Raw genomic sequence first — 23,769 nt, 5'->3', positions numbered from 1 at the left:
GTTTCCTCAAATCTCCAGACAGTCAAACCGCCGATCCGCCTCCACCTCAGCGTCATAGTCCACATCCGCCCGATCAAACCCGAACAGCTGCAAGAACTCGTGCTTGTAGCCGGCGTAGTCGGTGATCTGTTTGAGGTTTTCGGTGGTGACGGTGGGCCAGAGGGTTTTGCAGGCGTCTTGGACGTCGTCGCGCAGTTCCCAATCGTCGAGGCGCAAGCGGCCTTCGTTGTCAGTTTGCGGGGCGGTGCCGTCGGCGCGGTAGAGGCGGTCGTGGAACAGGCGGTTGGCCTGTTCGATCGGATTTTCGTGGATGCCCTTCTCCTTCATGATCTTGAAGGCGATGGACACGTACAGCGGGATCACCGGGATGGCGGCGCTGGCCTGGGTGACGACGGACTTCATCACGCCGACGTAGGCTTCGAGGCCGGGGTGGCGGCTGCGCAGTTGCTTGGCGGTGTTGTCGAGGTGCTGCTTGGCCTGGCCCAGGGTGCCGTGCCAATACATCGGCCAGGTGATTTCGGTGCCGATGTAGCTGTAGGCGACGGTCTTGGCGTGTTCGGCCAGCACGCCGGCGGCGCTCAGCGCGTCGATCCACAGCGCCCAGTCCTCGCCGCCCATCACGGTGACGGTGTCCTTGATTTCCTGCTCGGTGGCCGGCTCGATGGTGGCCTCGATCACGGTGTCCTTGTTGGTGTCGACCGAGGTGTTGGTGAACGGCTGGCCGATGGTCTTGAGCGCCGAGCGCACCACTTCGCCGGTGTCCGGCAGCTTGCGCACGGGCGAGGCCAGCGAATAGACCACCAGGTCGATCGGGCCGCCCATTTCGTTCTTGATGATCTCGATCGCGCGCGCGCGGGTTTCGTTGGCGAACGCGTCGCCGTTGATCGACTTGCTGTACAGGCCAGCCTGCTTGGCCGCCTTGTCGAACGCGGCGGAGTTGTACCAGCCGGCGGTGCCGGTTTTCTCCGTGGTACTGGGCTTTTCGAAGAACACGCCGAGCGTGGCCGCGCCGTAACCGAACGCCGCGGTGATGCGCGAGGCCAGGCCGTAGCCGGTGGAGGCGCCGATCACCAGCACGCGCTTCGGGCCGTTGCCTTTCGCGTGGCCCGCGGCTTGGGTGACCTTGATCTGGTCGAGCACGTTGTGTTCGCAACCGACCGGGTGAGCGGTGATGCAGATGAATCCGCGGACTTTGGGCTTGATGATCACGGCAATGGCTCCTGGAACGGCTCGGCAATTCGCCATAGTAACCAAGCGGGGCGGCCATGCGCTGCCGTAGGGAATGATGCTGCCGCAGGTGGGTCGTCCAGCAGGCTGGATGGCCACGGTGGGGGCGGCTTCAGCCGCGACGCTTTGTTTGGGGGTTCCGAAGCAAAAGCGTCGCGACTGAAGTCGCTCCTACAAAAGCTGGCTGCCTGCAGGGTTCAGGGATACTCACGAGCCGAGGCGTGCAGTGCGGCAACGAGCGAGCGCACTTGTTCGGTGTCACTGCGCAGTTCGCCGCCTTCCATCCCGGTCAGTACATTCCGCTGGTGCCGCATGCCCGATGGCAGCAGGTGTTTGGCCGAGGCGTGGAATTCGTGCGCGCCGGTGGTGGCGGCCAGCGCGGCGATGTTCAGCGCGGTGATGCCTGCGCCGGGCATCACCGCGAGACGTCCCGTGGCCTGCACCACGAGCTCGCGGATCAGCGCCGCACCTTCCGGTGCGCTGGCCTGCGCGCCCGAGGTCAGGATGCGTTCGCAGCCGAGTGCGACGATATCCTCCAGCGCCTGTGCAGGCTCGTGGCTGAGGTCGAAGGCGCGATGGAAGGTCACGCCGAGTTTCCCGGCCGCGGCAATCAATGCGTGGCAGCGTGGCATGTCCACCCTGCCCTCGGCATCGAGTACGCCGAGTACCACGCCGTCGCAGCCGAGCGCCACGCAGGCTTCGATATCCCGCAACATCACCTCGCACTCGATATGGCTGTAGAGGAAATCGCCGGCGCGTGGGCGGATCAGCACGTACAGCGGGATGCGCAAACGCTCGCGGGCCAACGCGATCTGCGCATGCGACGGCGTCAGCCCGCCCAGTTCCAGCGCGGTGCAGAGTTCGATCCGCCCCGCTCCGCCCTGCTGGGCGGCCAATGCGGAGGCAACCGAGTTGGCGGCGATTTCCAGTATCACGAATAGCTCGTGGTGTAGACGCTTTGCGACGGGATCAAGCCATCCTGTTTCTTCGCATCGCACACGGCGTAGGAGAAGCCGTGCTGGATCGCGTACGCGCCGACTTCGCCTGCGCGGTTCATCGCAAGGAAGCCGACCTGCAGGGTCTTGGAGGCTTCGCGGCGCTTCTTGACGATGCGCATCACTGCTTCCTTGCAGGCTTCATGCGGCGAACGGCCCTGACGCATCAGCTCGACCACGAGAAAGCTGCCGGCATTGCGGATCACTTCCTCGCCGACGCCGGTGGAGGTGGCGCCGCCGATCTCGCCATCGACGTACAGGCCAGCGCCGATGATCGGGCTGTCGCCGACGCGGCCGCGCATCTTCCACGCCATGCCGCTGGTGGTGCAGGCACCGGCCAGTCGGCCCTGTGCATCCAGCGCCAGCATGCCGATGGTGTCGTGGTTGGCGGCGCCACCGGGCATGCCTGTCTTGCCGTCCTTGCCGTAGTCATGCACTTCGCTGTTGATCGAGGGCTGGTACTTCGCCGTCTTCAGCCATTCGTGCCAGGCCTGCTCGGATTCCCGCGTCAGCAGGTTCTCTTTCTTGAAGCCCTGTTCCAGCGCGAACTGCAATGCGCCCTCGCCGACCAGCAGGACATGCGGCGTGCGCTCCATCACCCGGCGTGCCACCGAGATCGGATGGGCGATATGTTCAAGTGCGGCGACCGCACCGCAGTTGCCGTCGGCGTCCATGATGCTGGCGTCCAGCGTGACGTGGCCATCGCGATCCGGATAACCGGCCCTGCCGACGCTGTGGTTCTTCAGGTCGGCCTCGGGCACCCTCGCACCGGCCTCGACCGCATCCAGCGCATGACCGCCCTTGCCGAGGATGGCCCACGCCGACTGGTTCGCAGCCACGCCGAAATCCCAGGTCGAAACCACCCGTACGGTCGTCGTCGCCGGTATTCGGGGCGCCGATCCGGCTATCAGTTTGTTGCCCCATGCCAGCATCGAAACGGAGGCTCCCAGTACGGAGGCCTTCAGGAAACGCCTGCGATCAGTCATCACGTTCTCCAGGTCACCAAAGCAAAAAACCCCGCACAGGATGCGGGGTTTCATTCTTGCTGTACAACGCTCGCCTGGATGATCAGGCTGCTTCGACACCTGAAGCCTGAGCGCCCTTCGGCCCCTGGGTAATTTCGAACTGCACGCGCTGACCTTCCTGCAGGCTACGAAAGCCCTTGCTGGTGATCGCCGAAAAATGGACGAACACGTCCGCCCCGCCGTCCTCGGGTGAGATGAAACCGAAACCCTTGGCGTCGTTGAACCACTTGACCGTACCGAAACTCATTGCGTGAACCTCTGGATCATGGAATGGGTGCGCCGAGCTACCCTTGCAGAACCACTATCCCCCACTGGTTCGCCGTCCCGGCGTGGGGAAAGTACCAACTTGTTCAGGTTCAACGCAATATGCAACAGCGCACCGGGCGCCCAAATCCTGACGCGGTGCTCAGCTTTTCAGCATCGCCGCGAGGATGCGTGGCACCTCGGCAGTGGCTGCCGCCAGATGCGCAAAGATCTCGTCGATGCTGATTTCCGCCTCGTCGCCACAACCAGCGGCGAAGTTCGCGACTAGGGCAAGACAGGCGTATTCGAGTTCCAGTTCGCGCGCCAGCGATGCCTCGGGCATGCCGGTCATGCCGACCAAGTCGCAGCCGTCACGCTTCATGCGGGCGATCTCGGCACGGGTCTCCAGCCGTGGCCCCTGGGTGGCGCCGTAGCAGCCGCCAGCGATCACCGCGATATCCGCCGCGCGTGCTGCCAACAGCAGTTGCTGGCGCAGCGACTCGGTATACGGCTCGCTGAAGTCGATGTGCTTCACCTCGGCACCGTCGACGTCGCAGTAGCTGGTAAAGCGACCGTGGGTGTAGTCGATCAGCTGATCCGGCACCACGATCACCCGCGGCCCCATGTCGCCACGAATGCCACCCACCGCATTGACGCCGATCACCCGGCGCACGCCCAGGCTGTGCAGCGCCCACAGGTTGGCGCGGTAGTTCACGCGATGCGGCGGCAGTGCGTGGCTCTCACCGTGGCGGGCCAGGAAGGCCACGCGTTTGCCGGTGAAGTCACCGATCACCACATCGCCCGAGGCAGCGCCGTAGGGCGTGTCCACCACATGCCGCGTGACATTTTCCAGCCCGGGAAACTTGTACAGGCCACTGCCGCCGATCACGGCCAGATCGATCATACTCATGCAGTGGTCTCCTTCAATGCATAGATCCCCGGCAGGTTGCGCCCCTGTTCGTAGTAATCCATGCCGTAACCGAACACGTAGCGATCCGGCAGTTCGACCCCGTTGAAATCGGAGGCGACTCCTTCGACCAGGCGATCATGCCGCTTGGTGCACAGGCTGGCGATCAGCACGCGCTTGGCGCCGCGCTTGTAGCAATCGTCACGCACGGCCTTGAGCGTGTGCCCCTCGTCGAGGATGTCGTCGACCAGCAGCACCACGCGACCAGCCAGTGGCACGAGTGGTTCACGCAGCCAGTGCAACTCGCTACCGGAGGTGGCGCCGCGGTAGCGCGTCGCATGCACGTAGTCGAATTCCAGATCGGTGCGTATCGCCAGCGCCAACTGGCCGGCGAAGATCAGTGCGCCGTTCATCACGGTGAGGAACACAGCGCGTTCGCCGTCCAGCGAGGCGTCGATCCGGCGGCCGATGTCGGCGATCACGGTTTCCAGTTCGTCGCGCTCGTGCAGCAGGTCCGACTGTGCCAGCGCGTCGGTCAGCGAAGGGGTTGGAGTATTCATGCGATTCCTGGTTCGGCATTCAGCGCCGTGATGCGCGCGACGAAACGGTCACGCTGCGGATTGTCGGTAAGACCGGCCCAACTGGGGCCGAGCGCGCCACGCATCGCGGCCAGCTGCGGCGGCAGTGTTGTGCTGCGACCTTGCATGGCGGCGATCGCCTCGTCCACCACGTCGGGGAAACAGGCCAGCACCAGATCGCAGCCAGCGTCCAGGTGCGCACGCACGCGCTCACCCACGCTGCCGGCGGCACCGGCGGCGGCCATGCTGATGTCGTCGCTGATCACGGCGCCGGCAAAGCCCAGCTCGCCGCGCAGGATTTGTTCGATCCACACTTTGGAGTAACCGGCCGGCTGACTGTCCACCGCCGGGTAGATCACGTGCGCCATCATCACTGCCTCGACCCGCGCTTCGATGCACTCGGCAAACGGCAGCAGGTCGTCGCGGCGGATCAGCTCAAGGCTGCGCGGGTCGATTGCCTGCGCCTTGTGTGTATCGGTGGCGACCGAACCGTGTCCCGGAAAATGCTTCAGTACCGCCGCCATGCCGCCCAGATGCATGCCTCGCACGTAAGCCTGCGCCAGCTCGGCGGTTACCGCCGGATCGGCATGGAAGGCACGCAGGCCGATCGCCGCATTGCCACGGTCCAGATCGACCACCGGCGCAAAACTGAAATCGACCCCGCTGGCACGCAACTCGCTGGCCATCACCCAGGCGTGTTCCTCGGCCAGCCGCACCGCTTCGATCGGGTCACGCGCGTAGACCGCACCGACTGCCGCCAGCGGCGGCAGTCGGGTAAAGCCGTCGCGGAAACGCTGCACCGGGCCGCCTTCCTGATCGACCGCGATCAGCAGCTCGTCGCCACCGACCTCGCGGATCGCATCGCACAGCGCAATCAACTGCTCACGCGACTGGTAGTTGCGCGCAAACAGCAGCACGCCGGCGACGCCCGACGCTGTGAGCCAGGGTTTCTCGTGTTCGGCCAGTTGCAGCCCGGCCACACCGATCATCAACATGCGACATCCTCGGCAGCGCGTTCGGCCGGCGACCATAGCCGATACGGATGCGCGATCAGGTTGACGTTGTAGTAGCGCGTCAGTGTGCTTACCTCACGGCCCAGCCACGCCGGATGTGGGAACGGCGCATCGACGGCCGGCAATTCGACCTCGGCAACGATCAATCCGCTGTTGTCACCAAGAAATTCATCGATCTCGAACAGCATGCCATCGACATGGACATGATGGCGGATCTTTTCCAGCACGCCATCGCATAGCGTGGCCAGCAGCGACCTGGCATCAGCGACCGGTATCGCGTATTCGAACTCGGCACGCGCGATACCCGCCGTCGCTGCCTTGATGTTCAACCATGCCTGTTCGCCGGCAAGCCGGGCGCGCACCGAGGCACGCGCACTGCCATCGCGCAGGGCCTGCGCACCGACCAAATAACCCTGCGCGATCGGCTCGCTGCGCTCGATGGCTGCACGCCAGTCGTCGCTGGCGAGGAGAAACTTGCGTTCGATTTCGATGCCCATGCGTTCGACTCAGTCGCGCTCGAACAACGCAATCGACTCGACATGCGAGGTATGCGGAAACATGTCCATTACACCGGCCGACTTCAGCTTGAAACCGTGCTGGTTGACCAGGATGCCGGCGTCGCGTGCCAGCGAGGCCGGATGGCACGACACGTACACGATGCGACGCGTCTGCTTGTGCGGCAGGTATTCCAGCACCTTGTCGGCGCCGGCGCGCGGCGGATCGAGCAGTACCTTGTCCCATGGCTGGCGTGCCCAGTCCGCATTGCGCTGATCCTCGAACAGGTTGGCGACATGGAAGTGCGCGTTCGCAATGCCGTTGCGCGCGGCGTTCTGCGCAGCGCGCTCGACCAGTCCGTGTTCGCCTTCCACGCCCACCACTTCGGCCACGCGGCGCGCGATCGGCAAGGTGAAGTTGCCCAGACCGCAGAACAGGTCGAGCACGCGGTCGGTCGACTGCGGATCGAGCAGTTCGAGCGTGCGTGCCATCATGCGCTGGTTCATGTCGGCATTGACCTGCACGAAGTCCAGCGGCAGGAACTCCAGCTCGACGTCATCGACATGCGCATCGCCGCTGGCAATGCGGAACGCCAGTCGCGGCTGTTCCGGCCACAGCGGATGCACGCTGCTGTTGCCGCCCGGCTGCAGGTAGATCGCCAGCCCGTGTTGCTGACCGAACGCAGTCAACGCCGTCAGATCGCGCTCGCTCAACGGCTGCATATGGCGAAACACCAGCGCCATGGTGTCGTCGCCACCGGCAAACTCGATCTGTGGAATGTCGTTGGCCGCATCCATGCCGTTGAGCAGCTCGGCGAGCAGACCGACTTTCGGGCCCAGCGCGGGATGCATCACTTCGCACTGCTGGATATCGGCGACGAAACGCGGGTTCTCCTCTTCGCGAAAACCCACTAGCACACGGCCCTTCTTCACCACATTGCGCACCGACAGGCGGCCCTTGCGCCGGTAGCCCCAGGGTTCACCGATGAGCGGCGGCAGCCATGACGACGGCGTCACCTTGCCGATGCGCTCGAAGTTCTCCGCCAGCACGCGCTGCTTGGTCGCGATCTGCGACGGCGCGTCGAGGTGTTGCAGCGAGCAGCCGCTGCACTGGCCAAAGTGGCGGCAGCGCGGCTCCACCCGATGTGGTGAACGGGTGATCAACTCGACGACTTCGGCCTCGTCGAAGTGGCGATGCCGCTTGCGCAGCTTGGCCAGCACCTGTTCGCCCAACAGCGCGCCACTGACGAACACCGTTTTGCCGTCGATGCGGGCTACGCCACGACCGTCATGGCTGAGGTCGGTGATGTGGGCTTCGAACGGGGTCGACGGAACGGAGTTGGATCGGGACATGAGGCTCGGACGGTTGAGGCCGCTGGGGCTGGCCGCCGATTATCCCAGATCGGCCCGGATGGCGCCCGCGAGCGCTTCGATGTCATGCAGGAGCGCACCCTGTCCACAAGGAACTTCCTTCGGTCGTGCGCGAATGCTCCGTGCACGCTCTTTGTAGGAGCGGCTTCAGCCGCGATGCTTTTTAGCTCTTTGGCCAAATGCGGGAAAAGCATCGCGGCTGAAGCCGCTCCTACACGCTCCCACAGGATCAGGATGCGCGGGGTGCGCCGCAGATTTATTTCTTCTGCCAGGTGCCGGCGGCGTCCTGGTAATACCAGCCGGCATGGGCCTTCTCGATCCAGCCCTTGGCGAAGGTGGCGCGGATCTGCGGCTCCCATTCCGGATGGCTGTTGGCATTGGCGATTTCGCGGTACAGCGCGGTACGGTCGCGATTTTCGTCAGCCACCGTGGCATTGGCCTGCGCGCGCTGGCTCAGCGGCACCTTGGCGGCATCGCGCATGGCCACCATGCCGTCATTGGTGAAGCCGACCGCACCACTGTCCAGCAACGCACCCAGAGCTCCCTGAAAGCGCTCACGGGTGCGCTCGCTGATCGCTTCGGTGGTGCTGGTCTGGATACGCAGATTCGGCGTATCGGCCGCGTATGCCGAAGGAATCAGCAGATCGAGCAGCATCGCCGCAGGCGGCTGGCCGTGGCCGTCCGTGGCAGGTTTCTGTGGCTGCGGCTTCGGCGCCGGGGTTTGCCCAGCATCATCGAGCACGTTGCCGATGAACTGGTCGGCTGCTTTTTGCGCCGCCGCTTCCGGGAAATACACATTGATGGTGACGCAGCCGACCAACGCCACGGCCAGTGAGGTCAGGATGACGTAGACGAGCTTGCGCATGATGGACTCCAGCAGTCAAAACACGTGGACAGAACAGGTAACTGGCCCTTCAGTGGATTTCCGGAGCCGTGCCATTGATGGCATCACGCAGTCGCCGCACCAGGGTCGGCCAGTCGACCTGGGCCTGGTGACCGATCACCTGCAGATGCGGCAAGCCGCTGCCTTCGACGATAGTGTAACCGTCGCCATTGGCCTCCAGTCCGCTCATCTGACAGATCGCGCCCTGCAGCGTGCAACCGAGACCGATGCGCTTGTAGCCAAAGGTCTTGAACAGTTTCAGCACCGCGCCCTGCAAGCCGCCGGCGATGCCGCCACCACCGACGGTGGTGAGGTTGTTCACCGCGCGCTGGCTGATCCGGCCGCCACCACCGGCAAGCAGGCTCGCCTTGAACGCGACCGGACTCCAGTTGACCAGCCGCAGGCCGTCGATAGCACCGTCCATGCGGCCAGTGATGCTGCCGAAATCGAACACGCTGGTGATCGCGCCCAGATCGAGCTGACTCAAGGCGATGTCACCGCTCAGTACCGGATTCGCACCGAACGGTTGCTGCAGCGAGAGCCGGGTGATGTCGATGAAGCCGCCGAACAGGCTGGCCGACAGGCCGCCCTGCAGCTCGAAGCGATCATCGACCCAGCGCAGCGACGGGATCGCGCCGCCGAGCGTGCCGGGGAACGCCGGCCAGCCCATGGCGTGGCTGAAGGCGGCCATGTCGACCCCGGTCAGCACCAGTGAGGTTTCCAGTCGTTGTCCTTTCGCCGCGGCCGGGCGCCAGTCCAGTTCAGCCACCCGCAGCTGGCCTTTCAGCACCGGCACTTCCAGTGGCTGGCGCAGGCTCAGCGTGCCACTGCGGCTCTGCCACTGCGACAGCGCGGCACCATTGGTGATCCGGTAGAACTGCAGGCTGCGCCAGCCCAGCGTGGTCGCCGGGCGTTCGCCCTGGGCCGTCCAGTCCAGGCCGCCGCGCAAACCGTCGATCGCCACACTGCCATTCGCATCGGCCAGGTTCAGGCCATCGGTGTCGAACGCAAAGCTGTGCAGGCCATCGCCGCGCAGGTCCAGGCTGCCGCTCAACTGGCCGGCGATGCTCATGTCGCGCAGGCCCAATGCGTTCAGCCACGCCTGACCGTAACGCTGGTAGGCCGCCGGGAAGCTGGCATGCAGATGATCCAGTTTCAGCGTCTTCAGCTCGCCCTTCGCATCGAAGGCCAGTGCACCATCGAGCTGCAGTGCATCGGCATCACTCACCCGCAGCCGGTGCAGCTCGAAGACACCGTTCTCCACGTTCGCGCGCAAGCCGAGCTGCACCGGGTGACTCGGCAATTTCGCGTAGAGCGGACCCAGCAACCATTCGCCACCGTGCAGGCTGGCATCCAGGTCGATCGCCGCCGGTCCACCGGTGGTATCGAGACTGAATCGACCGTTGCCGTCCACACCCTGCCCGGCCAGCGTGCCGGTCGGGGTATCGAAGCCGACATCGTTGAGCGTGAACTGTCCGGACGACTGCAGGCCTGCATCACGCACATCCAGTGCCAGCTCGGCATCAAGCCGGCCAGCCGTGGCCCGGCCGCTCCACACCGTGCCGAGCAGGCCCTGCAGCCAGCCGGCAGGAAGATTTTTCAGGCTGATCTGCGCATGGCTGAGCTGGTCCAGCGGCAACGCGGTACTGGCCTGCGCCTTGCCCTGCAAAATATCGACCTGCAAGGTGTTCGCCGACTCGCTCAGCTGGATGTTCACATGCGCATCGCTGAGCGCCCCACCCGGCGCGCCCGCCAGACGCACACCGCCGTCGAATATCCAGTGCAGGCGCTCGTCGCGCTGCAGGCTGCCGTCGAGGGTCAGGCCCAGGCGCTGCCAGCCCATCGCCGGCACATCCGCCTGCGCAGCACTCAAGTGCAGATGCAGACCGCCTGTGGCGCTCTCGTCGATCCTGACAGTCACCTGCTGCAGGCGGACACCAGGCACACTGACCGATCTGGCCGTCAGCAGTACATCCGCCCGCGCAGGCAACGCCCAGCCGATCCCCAGCAGCAGGCAGCAGCAAAGCAAAAGATGGCTTGATGTGGGACGCATGTCAGGCCATTCTGCCAAATAAAGCTGAACGACACGGATTTCGTCATGCCCAGCCACTCCAATGCCTCTGTTATCGACCCCGCCGACAGCGTGACTCCACGGGTGCTGGTGGCCGACGACGACCCCGCCAGCTGCCGTTTCCTGTGCGATGGGCTGCGCTCGCTGGGCGCGCAGGCACTGGCCTGTGGCGACGGCACGACCGCGCTGGCGCACGCCCGCACCGGGTCATTCGACCTGCTATTGCTGGATTGCCGCATGCCAGGGGCTGGTGCGCTGCAGGTTCTCAACGCACTGCGTGGAGATGTGCACGCCTGCTCGGCGAACAGTATCGCCGTGGCCACCAGCGCCGAACTGGCGCCGCGTGACCGCCAGTCGTTGTTGGCCGCCGGCTTCAGCGAGATCCTGCTGAAGCCCTGTGGGTTGGCCGATCTGCAACGGATGCTGGCGCTGGTCCGGCCGGAGCTCACTGACGCCTGCGTACTCGACGACCAAGCTGCCCTGACCAGCAGCGGCGACGCCGCCACCATGCATGCGTTACGGCAATTGCTGCGCGAGGAACTGGTCCAGCTCGAACGGGAACTGGAGCCGCTGAGTCGCGACCCGGATGGATTCGGCGAACGCCTGCACCGGCTGCGCTCGTCCTGCGGATTCTGTGGCGCAACTGCCTTGTCGACGCAGACCGTGTGGTTGCAGCAACAGCTGTCGCAGCGCGATCTGCCGTCCCCGGCGGCACTGGCCCGCTTCCGCAAGGCACTGCTGGCCACGCTGCAGGCGTTGGATCGCTAAGACACACTAACGACGCGACACCGCCATCGCCAGTACCCGCCAGGCGCGCAGTTCGCCACCGCCCAGATGGAAGCGGATCACCTCGCGCATCAGGTCGCGCAGACTTTTCAGGCCTGGGTTGTCGGGTGGTTGGTCCTGCGCCAGCGCCAGCAAATCGCTGCCGCGCATGGCTTGCCCATGCCCGGCAGCACAGCGCACCGCGCCCTGTTCCACCAGATAGCGATAGTGCGCATTCGGCTCCAGCGGCTCGCCGGTGTCCGACTCGTACTGCAGCTGCAGGCCGTAGCCGATCGCCTCCAGCAGGTCACGCTCGAACCGACGCAGGCTCCACGCCAGTGGTTCGCCACCGGCCAATCGCGCGAGCGTCTGCGCATAGGCATCGAACAGCAACGGAAACGGATCCTGCCGCTCGGTCAGACGCACGACGAGTTCGTTGAGGTAGAGCCCGGCGAGTCCGGCGTCGCCGATCAAACGCGGCGATGTGCCGACCGCCTCGACTGCGGTCAGCGTGGCCAGCTCGCCGCGCAACAACAGATCCAGCGCCAGCGGCTGGAACGGCTCGAGCTGGGCCCGTCGCAGGCGAGCCTTCTCGCCACGCACGCCGCGCGCCACCACACCCAACCGTCCGTGTTCACGCGTCAGGCATTCCAGCAACAGCGATGTCTCACGATACGGCCGCGCGTGCAGGACATAGGCGGGTTGCTGTTCGAGGCGCATGGCGCTTGGCCAGAAATCCCGGCCGTCAGTCCGTATAGCCGAACTTCTTCAGCATGTTCTCGTCGTCGACCCAGCCTTCGCGCACCTTCACCCACAGCTTGAGGAACACCTTGCGCTCGAACATGCGCTCCATGTGACGCCGTGCACTGGTGCCGATCGCCTTGAGCTGGGCGCCGCCGTTGCCGATCACGATGGCTTTCTGGCCGTCGCGCTCGACCCAGATGATTGCGTGGATTTCGGCGATGCCGTCCGGGCGGTCGCTGAACTGCTCGATCTCCACCGTGGTGGCATATGGCAGTTCCTGGTCGAGTCGCAGCATCAGCTGCTCGCGCACCATCTCGGCGGCAAGGAAGCGCTCGCTACGATCGGTGATTTCGTCTTCGCCGTAGACCGGCGGCTGTATCGGCAGACGCTGCAGGATCGCCTGTTCCAGCTCCTTCAGGCCTTGTGCCTTGAGCGCGCTGACATAGTGGATTTCGTCGTAGCTGTGCTTCGCGACCAGCTCGGCCACGAACGGCAGCATCACGGTCTTGTCCTTGTTCAGGTCGACCTTGTTGATCACCAGGAAGCGTGGCGACGACTGCTCGACCAGGGCGGCGTACAGCGCCTCGTCCTCGTCGGTGAAGCGGCCGGCCTCGATCACCTGCACTGCCAGATCCACATCGCTGATCGCCGAACGGGCGGCACGGTTCAGGCTGCGGTTCATCGCCCGCTTGGCGCCACGATGGAGCCCCGGGGTATCGACGTACATGATCTGCCCGGCCTCGCTGTTGGCGATGCCGAGAATACGATGGCGGGTGGTCTGCGGGCGCGGGCTGACGATCGACAGGCGAAAGCCGATCAGCGCATTCAGCAGGGTGGACTTGCCCACGTTGGGGCGGCCGGCCAGCGCGACCATGCCGCAGCGGAAATTTTCATGCGGCAAGCTGCCGGCGGGTTCCAGTTCGTGGTTCATGGCGTGATGTGCTCGGCAAGTCGGATGGCAAGTGTAGTGCTTCGCCGGAAACGGCAGGCGCTGGTGCGCATGACGCCACCCGGGGGCGATGCCGCGTCACCGGGCGTACCAGCGTGCGGATCGGTGAAAGCGTGGGTCAGGGTTTGCGCTGCTGCTCCAGCAGCTGGTTCAGCACGATCTCGGCCGCATCCTGCTCGGCAGCACGACGGCTGCCACCGCGGGCCTCGGCACCGAGCGGCAGCGGCTCGCTGATCGTGCAGCTGACATCGAACGTCTTGGCGTGATCTTCGCCATGACTGGCGGTCAGTTCGTACTGTGGCAGTGGCCAGTTGCCGGCCTGCAACCATTCCTGCAGACGGGTCTTGGCATCCTTGGAGGACTTCCTCAGCGCCGCGATCCGCTCACCGAACAGTTCGCGTACAACATGGCGGCAGGCATCGAACCCGTCGTCCAGGTACACCGCCGCCACCAGCGCCTCGAACGCGTCGGCGAGGATCGAGTCGCGCCGGAAACCGCCGCTCTTCAATTCGCCGGGGCCGAGTTTCAGCCCGTCGCCCAGCTCCAGTTCGCGCGCCAGCACGGCCAGCGCCTGGCCATTGACCAGTTGCGCGCGCAACCGCGACAACTCGCCTTCGCTGGCCTTGGGGTGCACCTCATACAGCATCTCGGCGATGATCGCGCCCAGCAGCGCATCGCCGAGGAACTCCAGCCGTTCGTTGTTCGGTTTGCCGATGCTGCGATGGGTGAGTGCGAGCTGCGCCAGCGCCGGGTCGCGAAAACGGTAAGGCAGGTTCAAGGTTTTACTGACCCAGGTTGCCCTGCAATGGCACGCTCTTGTCGAAGTGCAGCAGGAAGTCGATGTTGTACATGAACGGGATCTGCTTGTCGTAATTCACGTTCAGCAGGTTGGCGCCACCGCTATTGCGCTGGATGGTGATGTCCGCCGGCTTGATGGTGGCGTCGTCGACGTACTGGAAGTTCATCTTGAAGAACAGCTCGCGGCGAATGGCATCCAGTGTCTTGCCATCGGTACCTTCACTGGCGATCTGGTTCATCGCCTTGACCACGCCCATGTATTCGGAATAGGACGGCAGCAGCTTCATCCCGATGTAAGCAAAGAAGCCCACCACGGCCATGATGATCAGAAACCCGATCAGGGTGACGCCCGACTGCTTCGATTTCATAGTCCCCTCGCTATGCCGACTGTGCGGCGTGCCCATCAATGACAAATACCGATCACCCACGGGATCGATCCAGTGGGTCGATTATGCCAGCGGATTCTCGCATTGTTGCCGGTCCTGCGCTGGGAACACTCGACCCTGTCGTGCTTTGACGCGGCAACCGGATCAATGGATGACGTTGCCGATCCGCGAGAAATCCACGCCACCGGTACCCCAGCCCTTCCAGCTCATCCAGATCAGGAACGCCTTGCCGGCCAGATTCTGTTCCGGCATGCAGCCCCACCAGCGGCTGTCGAGGCTGTCGTTGCGGTTGTCGCCCATCACCAGATAGCAGCCCTGCGGTACTTTCGACGGCACCCGCTCGTTGGGGATCGAATTCGGCGTGGTGTAGGCCGGCATCCGCGCGATGGTGTGGTTGACCGTGCTGCCACCCTGGCCCGGCAGGTGTTCGTTCCAGACCGTAGCGCCCATGTTCAGCATGACCTGATCCACGCTGCGCTGCGGGTTGCCCAGGTAGGGGCCGATCTCGTCGGCTGCCACTGGCTGGCCGTTGACCACCAGCTCATCGCCATGCACCTCGACGGTATCGCCAGGCAGACCGATCACGCGCTTGATCCAGTTCTGTTGCGGTACCGGCGCATGCGGATCGGCACAGCTCATGTCGCCACTGCGGATCAGGGTGCCGCCGTCTTCGCACAGGTAGCCGGGAAAGCGGAACACCACCACGTCGCCACGCTTCGGCTCAGCCACGCTCACGAACTTGTTGTTGAACGCCGGCATGCGCAGGCCATAGGCGAACTTGTTGACCAGGATGAAATCGCCTACATCCAGCGTCGGCATCATCGAGCCGGACGGAATCCGGAAGGGCTCGGCCACGAACGAGCGCAGCAGCAACACCACCAGCACCACCGGAAACAGCGAGCGCGCCCAGTCCACCGGCATCGGATCGCTGTATTCCTTGCCGGACGCATCCAGACGGGCCTTGCGCTGCTTGTACAAGAACAGGCGATCCAGACCCCACACCACGCCGAACAGCACGGTGAGGCCAAGCAGAATCGCTGAAAAATCGAATTCCATGCCTTAACTCCAGGTTGCCAGACGGATCATCGCTGATCGCATGTGTTATTTGTCCACCTTCAGAACAGCCAGGAAGGCTTCCTGCGGAATCTCCACCCGGCCGACCTGCTTCATGCGCTTCTTGCCTTCCTTCTGCTTCTCCAGGAGCTTCTTCTTGCGACTGACGTCGCCGCCGTAGCACTTGGCCAGAACATTCTTGCGCAAGGCTTTCACCGTGGAACGCGCGATGATCTGTGCGCCGATCGCCGCCTGGATCGCCACGTCGAACTGCTGGCGCGGGATCAGATCCTTCATCCGCTCGACCAGTTCGCGACCTTTGCGGTCGGCGTGGCTGCGATGCAGGATCAGGCTCAGCGCGTCGACGCGCTCGCCGTTGATCAGCACGTCGGTACGCACGAACGGGCCGGCTTCGAAGCGCTCGAAGTGGTAGTCCATCGAGGCATAGCCGCGCGAGACGGATTTCAGCCGGTCGAAGAAATCCATCACCACCTCGGCCAGCGGCATCTCGTAGCTGATCTGTACCTGGGTCGCCAGGTACTGGATCGAACGCTGCACGCCGCGCTTCTCTTCGCACAGGGTGATCACGTTGCCGATGTATTCCGGCGGCGTGAGGATATTGGCGACGATGATCGGTTCGCGAATCTCCTGCACCAGGCTGGAGTTGGTCGGCAGCTTGGCCGGGTTGTCCAGCATGAGGATCGAACCGTCGCTCTTGAGCACCTCGTACACCACGGTCGGCGCGGTGGTGATCAGGTTCAGATCGTATTCGCGCTCCAGCCGCTCCTGCACGATTTCCATGTGCAGCATGCCGAGGAAGCCGCAGCGGAAGCCGAAGCCCATCGCCTCGGAGGACTCCGGTTCGAAGAACAGCGCGGCGTCGTTCAGGCGCAGCTTGTCCAGCGCCTCGCGCATCGCCGGGTAATCATCCGAAGACACCGGGAACAGTCCGGCGAACACGCGCGGCTGCATGGTCTGGAAGCCGGGCAGCGGCTTGTCGGCCGGCTTGCCGGCATGGGTCAGCGTGTCGCCGACCGGCGCGCCGTGCACGTCCTTGATCGAGGCATTGATCCAGCCCACTTCGCCGGCGCCGAGCTTGTCCAGCTTCTTGCGCTTGGGCGTGAACACGCCGACATCGCCGACCTCATGCGTACGTCCGGTCGACATCACCAGCAGCTTGTCGCCGGGCTTGATCTCGCCCTGCATGACGCGCACCAGCGACACCACGCCGAGGTAGTTGTCGAACCAGGAATCGATGATCAGTGCCTGCAGCCGGTCAGTGTCGCGCGGCTTCGGCGGCGGGATGCGCGCGATGATCGCCTCCAGCACCTCGATCACATTCAGGCCGGTCTTGGCGCTGATCGCCACCGCGTCGGTGGCATCGACACCGATCACTGCCTCGATCTCGAGTTTGACCTTTTCGACATCGGCGGTCGGCAGGTCGATCTTGTTGATCACCGGCACCACTTCCAGCCCCTGCTCCACCGCGGTGTAGCAGTTTGCCACCGACTGCGCCTCGACGCCTTGTGCCGCGTCGACCACCAGCAGTGCGCCCTCGCAGGCAGCCAGGGAGCGGCTGACTTCATAGGAGAAATCGACGTGGCCGGGGGTATCGATGAAATTCAGCTGATAGGTCTTGCCGTCGCGCGCGGTGTACGGCAGCGACACTGACTGCGCCTTGATCGTGATGCCACGCTCGCGCTCGATCGGATTGGTGTCCAGCACCTGCGCTTCCATCTCGCGATCGGCCAGACCGCCGCAGATCTGGATGATGCGGTCGGCGAGGGTCGACTTGCCGTGGTCGATATGGGCAATGATGGAGAAGTTGCGGATCAATTCCATGGAACGCGGGCGGCCTGTCGGGCTTGGGTCGTTGCCACCACGCACCATGCATGACAGCGCATCGCCGTTGGGCGACGCTAACCCGGCATTATCGCATGGAACCCGCCGTTGCCACCGTGCGAGGCTCTGCAGCATGGGTGTTCGCGCGGGACACCCATGCTGGTAGCAGCGTCACGGCTGATCGCGGGGCTACTTGCCGACCGGCACGGTCAGACCGATGAACTGGCTCTGTTCGCCCCGACGCACCAGCAGCAGCACCGTATCGCCGGCCTTCACGCCCTTCGTCGCTGCCTGGAACTCGGCCACGCTGCCGATCTTCTGCTGGTTGACCATCAGGATCACGTCGCCGGCCTGCAAGGCAGATTGTGCCGCCACCGGACCGCTGATGTCGCTGATCACCACGCCCTGCCCCGACGCCAAACCGAGTTGCTTGCGGGTGTCATTGTCCAGCGCCTGCACGGTCAGGCCCAGCGCGGCGGTGCCGCTGTGCGCGGATGGTGTGGCGTCCGGCTTGCCTGCCACGGACTGGTCACGTGATGTTTCACTGATGGTGACTTCGAGTGTCTGCCTCTTGCCATTGCGCAGGATCTCGACCGGCACCTTGCTGCCCGGCTTGGTCATGCCGACCAGTGGCGGCAGATCCGCGGACTGCTGCAATACCTGGCCGTTGTAGCTGAGCACGATATCGCCCGGCTGGATGCCCGCCTTGGCCGCCCCGCTGCCAGGAGTGACTTCGACCACGGCGGCACCCACACCATTGTCGAGCTTGAACGCCTTGACCATGTCATCGCCAACCGGCTGCACGGTCACCCCGAGCATGCCGCGCGATACGTAGCCCTTGCTCTTGAGTTGCTGCACCGCGTTCATCGCCACATCGATCGGGATCGAGAACGACACGCCCATGTAATCGCCGGTGTTGGAATAGATCTGCGAATTGATGCCCACCACCTGGCCTTGCAGGTTGAACAGCGGGCCGCCTGAATTGCCGCGGTTGATCGGCACGTCGGTCTGGATGAACGAGGTATATGGCTGGTCCCGCTGGCCCAGGTTGCGCCCCACCGCGCTGACGATGCCCTGGGTCACGGTGTAGTCGAAGCCGAACGGCGAACCGATCGCCAGCACCCACTGGCCCGGCTTCAGGCTGCGCGAATCGCCGATGCTCACTGCCGGCAGGCTGCTACCGGCCTCGACCTTGAGCAGGGCGATGTCGTAGGTAGGATCGGTGCCGATCACTTTAGCGGTCAGCGTGCGCCGATCCTGCAGGCGCACAGTCACCTTGTCCGCATGATCGACGACGTGGTTGTTGGTCAGGATGTAGCCGTCACCGGAAATGATGAAGCCGGAGCCGAGCGAGGTATGTTTCTGCTCCTGCGGCGACGGCATCGCCGGCATGCCGAAGAAACGACGGAAGATTTCGGCCTGGGGGTCGTCGGGCATGCCCTGGTCCGGCGTCATCTGCCCCTGCGCAGCCTGATTCGTCCGGGAACTCTCGCCGGTGTACTTGGCCTCGACGTGCACCACGGCAGCGGCATTTTTCTGCACGATGGTGGTGAAATCCGGCAACGCCGCGGCGGTGGGTGCCGATTGCGCCTGCACGCTGCCGATGGCAGCAACGCTGATCAACGCACTGCACGCGAACGTGCGCAAGATGGAACGATGCATGACTCCTCCTTACTCAGGTTGATTCGACCCGAAAGACCTCAGGACGGCACGGCTTTCGGACTCGATGGGGATGGGTGGCACTTCACGGGGCCGAGCGACACCAGCGCGCACGCCACCATCCGGCCCGCTTGACGGGGCCGTGTGAGACGAGGCGAGGGCTTGGAGCCGCGGACAGGCACACGCGGCACGCTATTGCGCGACGGCAGCAGCCTGACGCGAGGTGTTGACCGGTGTGGCTCGTTGCTCCGGATCCAGCAGCAGCAGATAACTGCCGTCCTTGTTGTCGAGCGTGCGGTAGCGAGGCAGCGACGGATACCCCGACAGGCGCCGGGTATAGAGCGGCTGGTTCACGTCAAACGAGGCGCCCAGTGTGGCCGATGCCTGCTGGCTGAGCAGCCCGGCAGAGTTGCCGCTCAGCCACGGCGGCACGGCCGCCGGCGTGGTCGGTCGGTTCGCTGGCACGACCTGGGCGACTGCCCTGGTCTGCTGCTGGCTGGCCAGCGCCGCAGTGGCATTGCGCTCGGCATCGCCAGTCGGCTGGGTAATCATCAAGGCGGCAGCGGCCACGCTCGCGGCAATCGCGCCGCCGGCCGACCAGCGCAGCCAGTGATGACGCCGGGTGGCTGCAGCGACTGGTACCGATTCCTGTTCGATCGCCAGCATCACCCGATCGGCAAAACCAGCCGTGGCCATCGACGGCAACTGTCGACGCAAACCGTCGCGGGCGAGGTGGTACCGCGTCCACACCTGTTGCAGCGCGGCATCGTGGTCGATTCGGCGCAGCAGAAAACGCAACTGCTCCTTCGACAACTCGCCGTCGATGCCGGTGGAGAGGGTTTCCCGCACGTCCTGATTCATGTCTGTCTGGTTCATGCCTGATCCTCGCGGTCCGACAACAGGGGCCGCAGTTTTTCGTCGATCGCCTCACGCGCCCGGAAGATGCGCGAACGCACCGTACCGATCGGACAGCCCATCGCTTCGGCGATTTCATCGTAGCTGAGACCGTCCACCTCGCGCAGCGTGATGGCTGTCCGCAGCTCTTCGGGCAGGGCTTGGACAGTGGAAAATACGGATTGTTCAATTTCCTGGCGCATCATCTCGCGCTCGGGCGTGGCGCTGTCGTGCATGCGCTCGGCGCCGGCCATGAACACGGCATCCTCGGCATCGATGTCATCGGTCGGCGGCCGCCGCCCCATCGCCACCAGATGATTCTTGGCGGTGTTCACGGCGATCTTGTACAACCAGGTGTAGAACGCGCTGTCACCACGGAACGAACCAATCGCGCGCCAGGCGCGGATGAACGACTCCTGCGCGATGTCCTCACACTCGGCATAGCTCCTTACATAGCGTGACACCAGCCCGATCACCTTGTGCTGATACTTGCGCACGAGCAGATCGAAGGCCCGTTTGTCTCCATTCTGGACACGTTCGACCAGCGCGCGATCCAGTTCGTTTTCGCCCATCCGGGCCGTATCCATCGTCAATGCCGTCATCCGCTGCGGGAACTTGTTGGGAACTGAATGCGCGGATCAGACCATCGTCGATCGCGCAAGTTCAGTGTGCGTGGTATCTCGCGAACCATAACGCACGGGCCGTTCACTGATTGTCATGCCTGTTATGGGGGCTCCGACCACCGGCTCAAGCCGGTTCGGTCACCTGCACTTCCAGCAGACGCTGCCGCTCGGCCAGCAACTTGTCGAAACTGACTGGCTGCAGCGGCCGGCAGAACAGATAGCCCTGCAGCTCGTCGCAACCATGACTGCGCAGGAACTGCATGTGCTGTTCGATTTCCACGCCCTCCGCCACCACCGCACGCTTCAGTCGATGTGCCATCTCGATAGTGGCGCGCACGATCGCCTCGTCGTCGGGATCGACACCGATGTTGCGCACGAAACTCTGGTCGATCTTGATGCGGTCGGCTGGCAGCCGGCGCAGATAGTCCAGCGAGGCTGCACCGGTGCCGAAATCGTCGATCGCGATATGGCAGCCCAGCCGGTGCAGTGCATGCAGGTTCTCGACCAGGTTCGGCGCCTCCTTGATGCTGATGCTCTCGGTGATCTCCAGTTCGAGCAGGGTGGGATCCATGCCGGTCTCGCGCAACACCCTGGCCACGGTATCCAGCAGCTTCGGCTCCATCAGCTGCACGGCGGACAGATTCACGCCCAGCCGCAGGCGCAGTCCGTAGCGCTGCTCCCATTCCATGGCCTGATGGCAAGCGGTGCGCATCACCCATTCGCCGATCGAGACGATCAGGCCGCTCTCCTCGGCCAGCGGAATAAATACCGCCGGGCTGATCATGCCCAGCTCCGGATGCTCCCAGCGCACCAGCGCCTCCATGCCGACGATATCTTCGCTCTCGGCATCGACCTGCGGCTGATAGACCACCCGAAACTCGCCATGGCTTTCGGCATGACGCAATCGCGTCTTCAACGCCATGCCGTGTTCCTGCGCGTACTCCGGGCTCACCTCGTAGATCTGGAAATTGTTGCGGCCGAGATGCTTGGCCGCATACATCGCCTCGTCGGCATGCTTCAGCAGGGTCTGTGCATCGCCCGCATCGTCGGGGAAGAAGCTCAGACCCATCGACGCGGTGACCTGGAGCTCCGTGCCATCGTCGAGGTACAGCGGCGCTTCCATCAACTGCACGATCTTTTCAGCCACGCGCGACACATCGTCGTTCTTCACGATATGTCGCAACACGATGGTGAACTCGTCGCCGGCGTAGCGCGCCACGGTGTCAGAGGCGCGGATGCTGCCACACAGGCGTTGCGTGACTGTCCGCAGCACCTGATCGCCGGCGGCATGGCCGTAGGTGTCGTTGATCGTCTTGAAGCGGTCGAGGTCGACGAACAGCACTGCGAAACACTCGCCGTTGCGGATCGCCTCGCGAATGATCGTGTCCAGCCGGTCATTGAACAACAAGCGGTTCGGCAAGCCGGTCAACGCATCGACCAGACCCTCCGCGCGACCCTGTTCGCGCGTGCGCCCCAGCTCCAGCACCTGCGCGAAGCGGGCGGCGGAGCAGCGCAATACCGGCTCGATGATGCCCATCACACCGAAACCCCGACGACTGCCGGCCAGCATGGCACCAAGCACGGTGTGGCGTTCGTCGTATAGCGGCAAACCGGCAAACCCGGACAGATCGAGTTGCTGCAGCAAGGGATCGACCGGCGCCAGCCGCTTCGCATCGGACCGATACAGAATCGGCTTGCCGCCCAGCACCAGCTGCAACGAAGTCTGCAGTTGCGCTGGCGGCCACACCGGATCATCGCCATTCCACAATTGCAGCATCTGCATGGGCGCATCGGCACTATCCTGGCGCGCCGACCAGACCGCCAGATAATCCAGCCCCAGCTCGTCGAACAGCAGACGAGCGGCAGCCCCCTGCGCATCGACACCACTGGTCGAGGCAAAAATGCGCGAGAGCAGGGACAACGCCGCCTCAGCGCGCAGGTCGGCCCGATCGCTGCGGAACATCAGTGCCAGCGCGTCGCGCCCGGCATGCCGTATGCGGCGCACGCTGGCCTGGCCGGTATCGGCGCCCTGCACCGATTTGCGCTGGCATGGATACCAGTTGCGGTTCGCTTCGGCCAGCACCTGCGCGAGCGCAACGCCCTCGAAGCGCAGCACCTCTGACAGCAACAACCCTTCCCATTGACTGGCATGCAGCCGACTATGCCGGACTACGGTCGGACTGACCTCCACTAGACGACCGCTCTGGGCATCGACAATCATCCATTCGCTGTTGCCCTCCTCGAACACGTAGCGGTAATCCTCATGCGCGTCACTGTCGGGCAACAACACCTTGCGCAGGTCTTGCGGCGTTGCCAGCGCGCGCCGCCAGCGCGCCACCAGCTCGGTGCCGATCTGCGAAGCCGACAACCAGTCGGTGATGCCCGCCGGCAGATCGGCTGAACTGAGCGTGGCCTCCTCGGCCAACACCACGATCAGCGGTGTCTCGGATCCGCCCGGCAGCCGGCGCAACTGCTCACAGACACTCAGCGCCTGCTGCTGGTCGCCAGCCAGTACCACCACCATCAGTTGCAACGGCGGCAACGGCGGACGCCCTTCCAGCAGGATCGCCGCATGCGATACGTCACGCGCACTGTGGATCTGCGGATAACCCGCCTGGTCGAGCGCATCGAACAGGCGACGGCGCAACTCGCGCTGTGCAGCGACTACCAGGATGCCGGAGTTCATGCGCGGGTCTGCCTCAAAGTATCCGGCCTCAAACCAGCCAACGGCCGTCACGCAGGCGCAGACGCCGCGGCTGGCTGTCTTCGCTGCTCATGCGTACCGCCAGCTCACCCAGATGCTCGGTGAGTGGCGCTGGCGCATCGATCAGCACGACACGCCGCAGATGTTCCTTCGGGGCGCGAGCCAGCTGGCGCAGCAAGGTGGCGTCCATCGCCGACAACGGCAACTCCAGTCCCAGCAGGAAATAGACACCGAAATGCATGCTTTGCTGCATGTAGCGCAGCGCGTTGCCCAGCCGTTGGCAATCCGGCACCCGCGCATGGGCGTCACGCAGGCTGCCCAGCCCGGTATCCGGTTGCCACAGATAAACCGCCTGGCCGGTATGCCGGGCAATCGCCCGGAACTGCTCGATCAGCACGTGGGCGTCCTTGCAGTCCAGCACAACCAGGCCGCTGGATGCCGCCAGGATGCGTTCGAAAATATCGGCGCCGGCTTGCGGTGAAGTGGAAGCCATCACGGAAGTCATTGCATCCCTGTCCTGCAGTGCCTGCGGTAATACCGTGGTG

The 23,769-nt window shown here is 64.3% G+C and carries 23 protein-coding genes; 1 reads left to right on the top strand and 22 read right to left on the bottom strand.

The features are described 5' to 3' along the window. Positions 1–6: 6 nt before the first annotated feature. The 11 genes from fabV to B0E48_RS08840 all read right to left on the bottom strand — a co-directional run bounded on the left by fabV (position 7) and on the right by B0E48_RS08840 (position 10,789). Complete coding sequence (fabV, locus tag B0E48_RS08890) at positions 7–1,209, bottom strand: enoyl-ACP reductase FabV (RefSeq protein ID WP_077517787.1); 1,203 nt, start codon at positions 1,207–1,209, stop codon at positions 7–9. 215 nt (positions 1,210–1,424) lie between these two features. Further along, positions 1,425–2,162 carry a copper homeostasis protein CutC gene (locus B0E48_RS08885; RefSeq protein WP_077517786.1) on the bottom strand — a complete coding sequence of 246 codons (738 nt, stop codon included), beginning with the start codon at positions 2,160–2,162 and terminating at the stop codon, positions 1,425–1,427. Then, positions 2,159–3,208: a N(4)-(beta-N-acetylglucosaminyl)-L-asparaginase gene (locus B0E48_RS08880; protein ID WP_077518360.1), complete on the bottom strand. Its 1,050-nt coding sequence runs from the start codon at positions 3,206–3,208 to the stop codon at positions 2,159–2,161. Before B0E48_RS08880 ends, B0E48_RS08885 begins: the two co-directional genes overlap by 4 nt. 82 nt (positions 3,209–3,290) lie before the next feature. After that, the gene (locus B0E48_RS08875) at positions 3,291–3,494 is read right to left on the bottom strand and encodes a cold-shock protein (RefSeq protein ID WP_077517785.1); all 204 of its coding nucleotides are present in this window, start codon (positions 3,492–3,494) and stop codon (positions 3,291–3,293) included. Between the two features lie 159 nt (positions 3,495–3,653). Next, positions 3,654–4,400 (bottom strand): S-methyl-5'-thioinosine phosphorylase, encoded by a 747-nt coding sequence (locus tag B0E48_RS08870; RefSeq protein WP_077517784.1) that lies wholly within the window; start codon positions 4,398–4,400, stop codon positions 3,654–3,656. Then, positions 4,397–4,957 (bottom strand): hypoxanthine-guanine phosphoribosyltransferase, encoded by a 561-nt coding sequence (locus tag B0E48_RS08865; RefSeq protein WP_077517783.1) that lies wholly within the window; start codon positions 4,955–4,957, stop codon positions 4,397–4,399. The genes B0E48_RS08870 and B0E48_RS08865 overlap by 4 nt, the downstream gene beginning before the upstream one ends. Continuing rightward, positions 4,954–5,970 (bottom strand): beta-N-acetylhexosaminidase, encoded by a 1,017-nt coding sequence (gene nagZ, locus B0E48_RS08860; protein WP_077517782.1) that lies wholly within the window; start codon positions 5,968–5,970, stop codon positions 4,954–4,956. Before nagZ ends, B0E48_RS08865 begins: the two co-directional genes overlap by 4 nt. Then, positions 5,964–6,485 carry a CYTH domain-containing protein gene (locus B0E48_RS08855; RefSeq protein ID WP_077517781.1) on the bottom strand — a complete coding sequence of 174 codons (522 nt, stop codon included), beginning with the start codon at positions 6,483–6,485 and terminating at the stop codon, positions 5,964–5,966. Before B0E48_RS08855 ends, nagZ begins: the two co-directional genes overlap by 7 nt. Before the next feature lie 9 nt (positions 6,486–6,494). Beyond that, entirely contained in the window at positions 6,495–7,835 is a 1,341-nt protein-coding gene (gene rlmD, locus B0E48_RS08850; protein WP_077517780.1) for a 23S rRNA (uracil(1939)-C(5))-methyltransferase RlmD, read from the bottom strand. Between the two features lie 274 nt (positions 7,836–8,109). Then, positions 8,110–8,718 carry a YdbL family protein gene (locus tag B0E48_RS08845; RefSeq protein ID WP_077517779.1) on the bottom strand — a complete coding sequence of 203 codons (609 nt, stop codon included), beginning with the start codon at positions 8,716–8,718 and terminating at the stop codon, positions 8,110–8,112. A 49-nt stretch (positions 8,719–8,767) separates the two neighbouring features. Continuing rightward, positions 8,768–10,789 (bottom strand): hypothetical protein, encoded by a 2,022-nt coding sequence (locus B0E48_RS08840; protein ID WP_077517778.1) that lies wholly within the window; start codon positions 10,787–10,789, stop codon positions 8,768–8,770. Positions 10,790–10,834: 45 nt separating this feature from the next. Between B0E48_RS08840 and B0E48_RS08835 the strand changes: the two genes are divergently transcribed. Then, positions 10,835–11,575, top strand: a complete 741-nt coding sequence (locus B0E48_RS08835; protein WP_077517777.1) for a response regulator — start codon at positions 10,835–10,837, stop codon at positions 11,573–11,575. Between the two features lie 6 nt (positions 11,576–11,581). Here B0E48_RS08835 and recO read toward each other — a convergent pair whose 3' ends face one another. The 11 genes from recO to B0E48_RS08780 form a co-directional block, all read right to left on the bottom strand. Continuing rightward, positions 11,582–12,292 (bottom strand): DNA repair protein RecO, encoded by a 711-nt coding sequence (gene recO / locus B0E48_RS08830; RefSeq protein ID WP_077517776.1) that lies wholly within the window; start codon positions 12,290–12,292, stop codon positions 11,582–11,584. Between the two features lie 25 nt (positions 12,293–12,317). Beyond that, positions 12,318–13,247: a GTPase Era gene (gene era / locus B0E48_RS08825; RefSeq protein ID WP_077517775.1), complete on the bottom strand. Its 930-nt coding sequence runs from the start codon at positions 13,245–13,247 to the stop codon at positions 12,318–12,320. Positions 13,248–13,383: 136 nt separating this feature from the next. Continuing rightward, on the bottom strand, positions 13,384–14,043 hold the full coding sequence (gene rnc / locus B0E48_RS08820) for a ribonuclease III (protein ID WP_077517774.1): 660 nt from the start codon (positions 14,041–14,043) through the stop codon (positions 13,384–13,386). Positions 14,044–14,047: 4 nt separating this feature from the next. Continuing rightward, a complete protein-coding gene (locus B0E48_RS08815) occupies positions 14,048–14,431 on the bottom strand; it encodes a DUF4845 domain-containing protein (RefSeq protein ID WP_077517773.1) in 384 nt (127 codons plus the stop codon). Between the two features lie 162 nt (positions 14,432–14,593). Beyond that, positions 14,594–15,505, bottom strand: coding sequence for a signal peptidase I (gene lepB / locus B0E48_RS08810; protein WP_077517772.1), 912 nt, complete (start codon positions 15,503–15,505; stop codon positions 14,594–14,596). A 45-nt stretch (positions 15,506–15,550) separates the two neighbouring features. Then, entirely contained in the window at positions 15,551–17,344 is a 1,794-nt protein-coding gene (gene lepA / locus B0E48_RS08805; protein ID WP_077517771.1) for a translation elongation factor 4, read from the bottom strand. Between the two features lie 189 nt (positions 17,345–17,533). Beyond that, the gene (locus B0E48_RS08800) at positions 17,534–19,006 is read right to left on the bottom strand and encodes a DegQ family serine endoprotease (protein WP_077517770.1); all 1,473 of its coding nucleotides are present in this window, start codon (positions 19,004–19,006) and stop codon (positions 17,534–17,536) included. Between the two features lie 189 nt (positions 19,007–19,195). Further along, the gene (locus B0E48_RS08795; protein ID WP_077517769.1) at positions 19,196–19,879 is read right to left on the bottom strand and encodes a sigma-E factor negative regulatory protein; all 684 of its coding nucleotides are present in this window, start codon (positions 19,877–19,879) and stop codon (positions 19,196–19,198) included. Then, positions 19,876–20,469: an RNA polymerase sigma factor RpoE gene (gene rpoE, locus B0E48_RS08790; RefSeq protein WP_174566737.1), complete on the bottom strand. Its 594-nt coding sequence runs from the start codon at positions 20,467–20,469 to the stop codon at positions 19,876–19,878. The genes B0E48_RS08795 and rpoE overlap by 4 nt, the downstream gene beginning before the upstream one ends. Positions 20,470–20,644: 175 nt before the next feature. Beyond that, positions 20,645–23,206 carry a GGDEF and EAL domain-containing protein gene (locus B0E48_RS08785; protein WP_077517768.1) on the bottom strand — a complete coding sequence of 854 codons (2,562 nt, stop codon included), beginning with the start codon at positions 23,204–23,206 and terminating at the stop codon, positions 20,645–20,647. A 28-nt stretch (positions 23,207–23,234) separates the two neighbouring features. Beyond that, on the bottom strand, positions 23,235–23,729 hold the full coding sequence (locus B0E48_RS08780) for a hypothetical protein (RefSeq protein ID WP_077517767.1): 495 nt from the start codon (positions 23,727–23,729) through the stop codon (positions 23,235–23,237). Positions 23,730–23,769: the final 40 nt, after the last annotated feature.

Origin of the sequence: Rhodanobacter sp. C03 (assembly GCF_002001175.1) — a bacterium.
Lineage (GTDB): Bacteria > Pseudomonadota > Gammaproteobacteria > Xanthomonadales > Rhodanobacteraceae > Rhodanobacter.
This window is presented reverse-complemented; position numbering and strand designations above follow the sequence as displayed.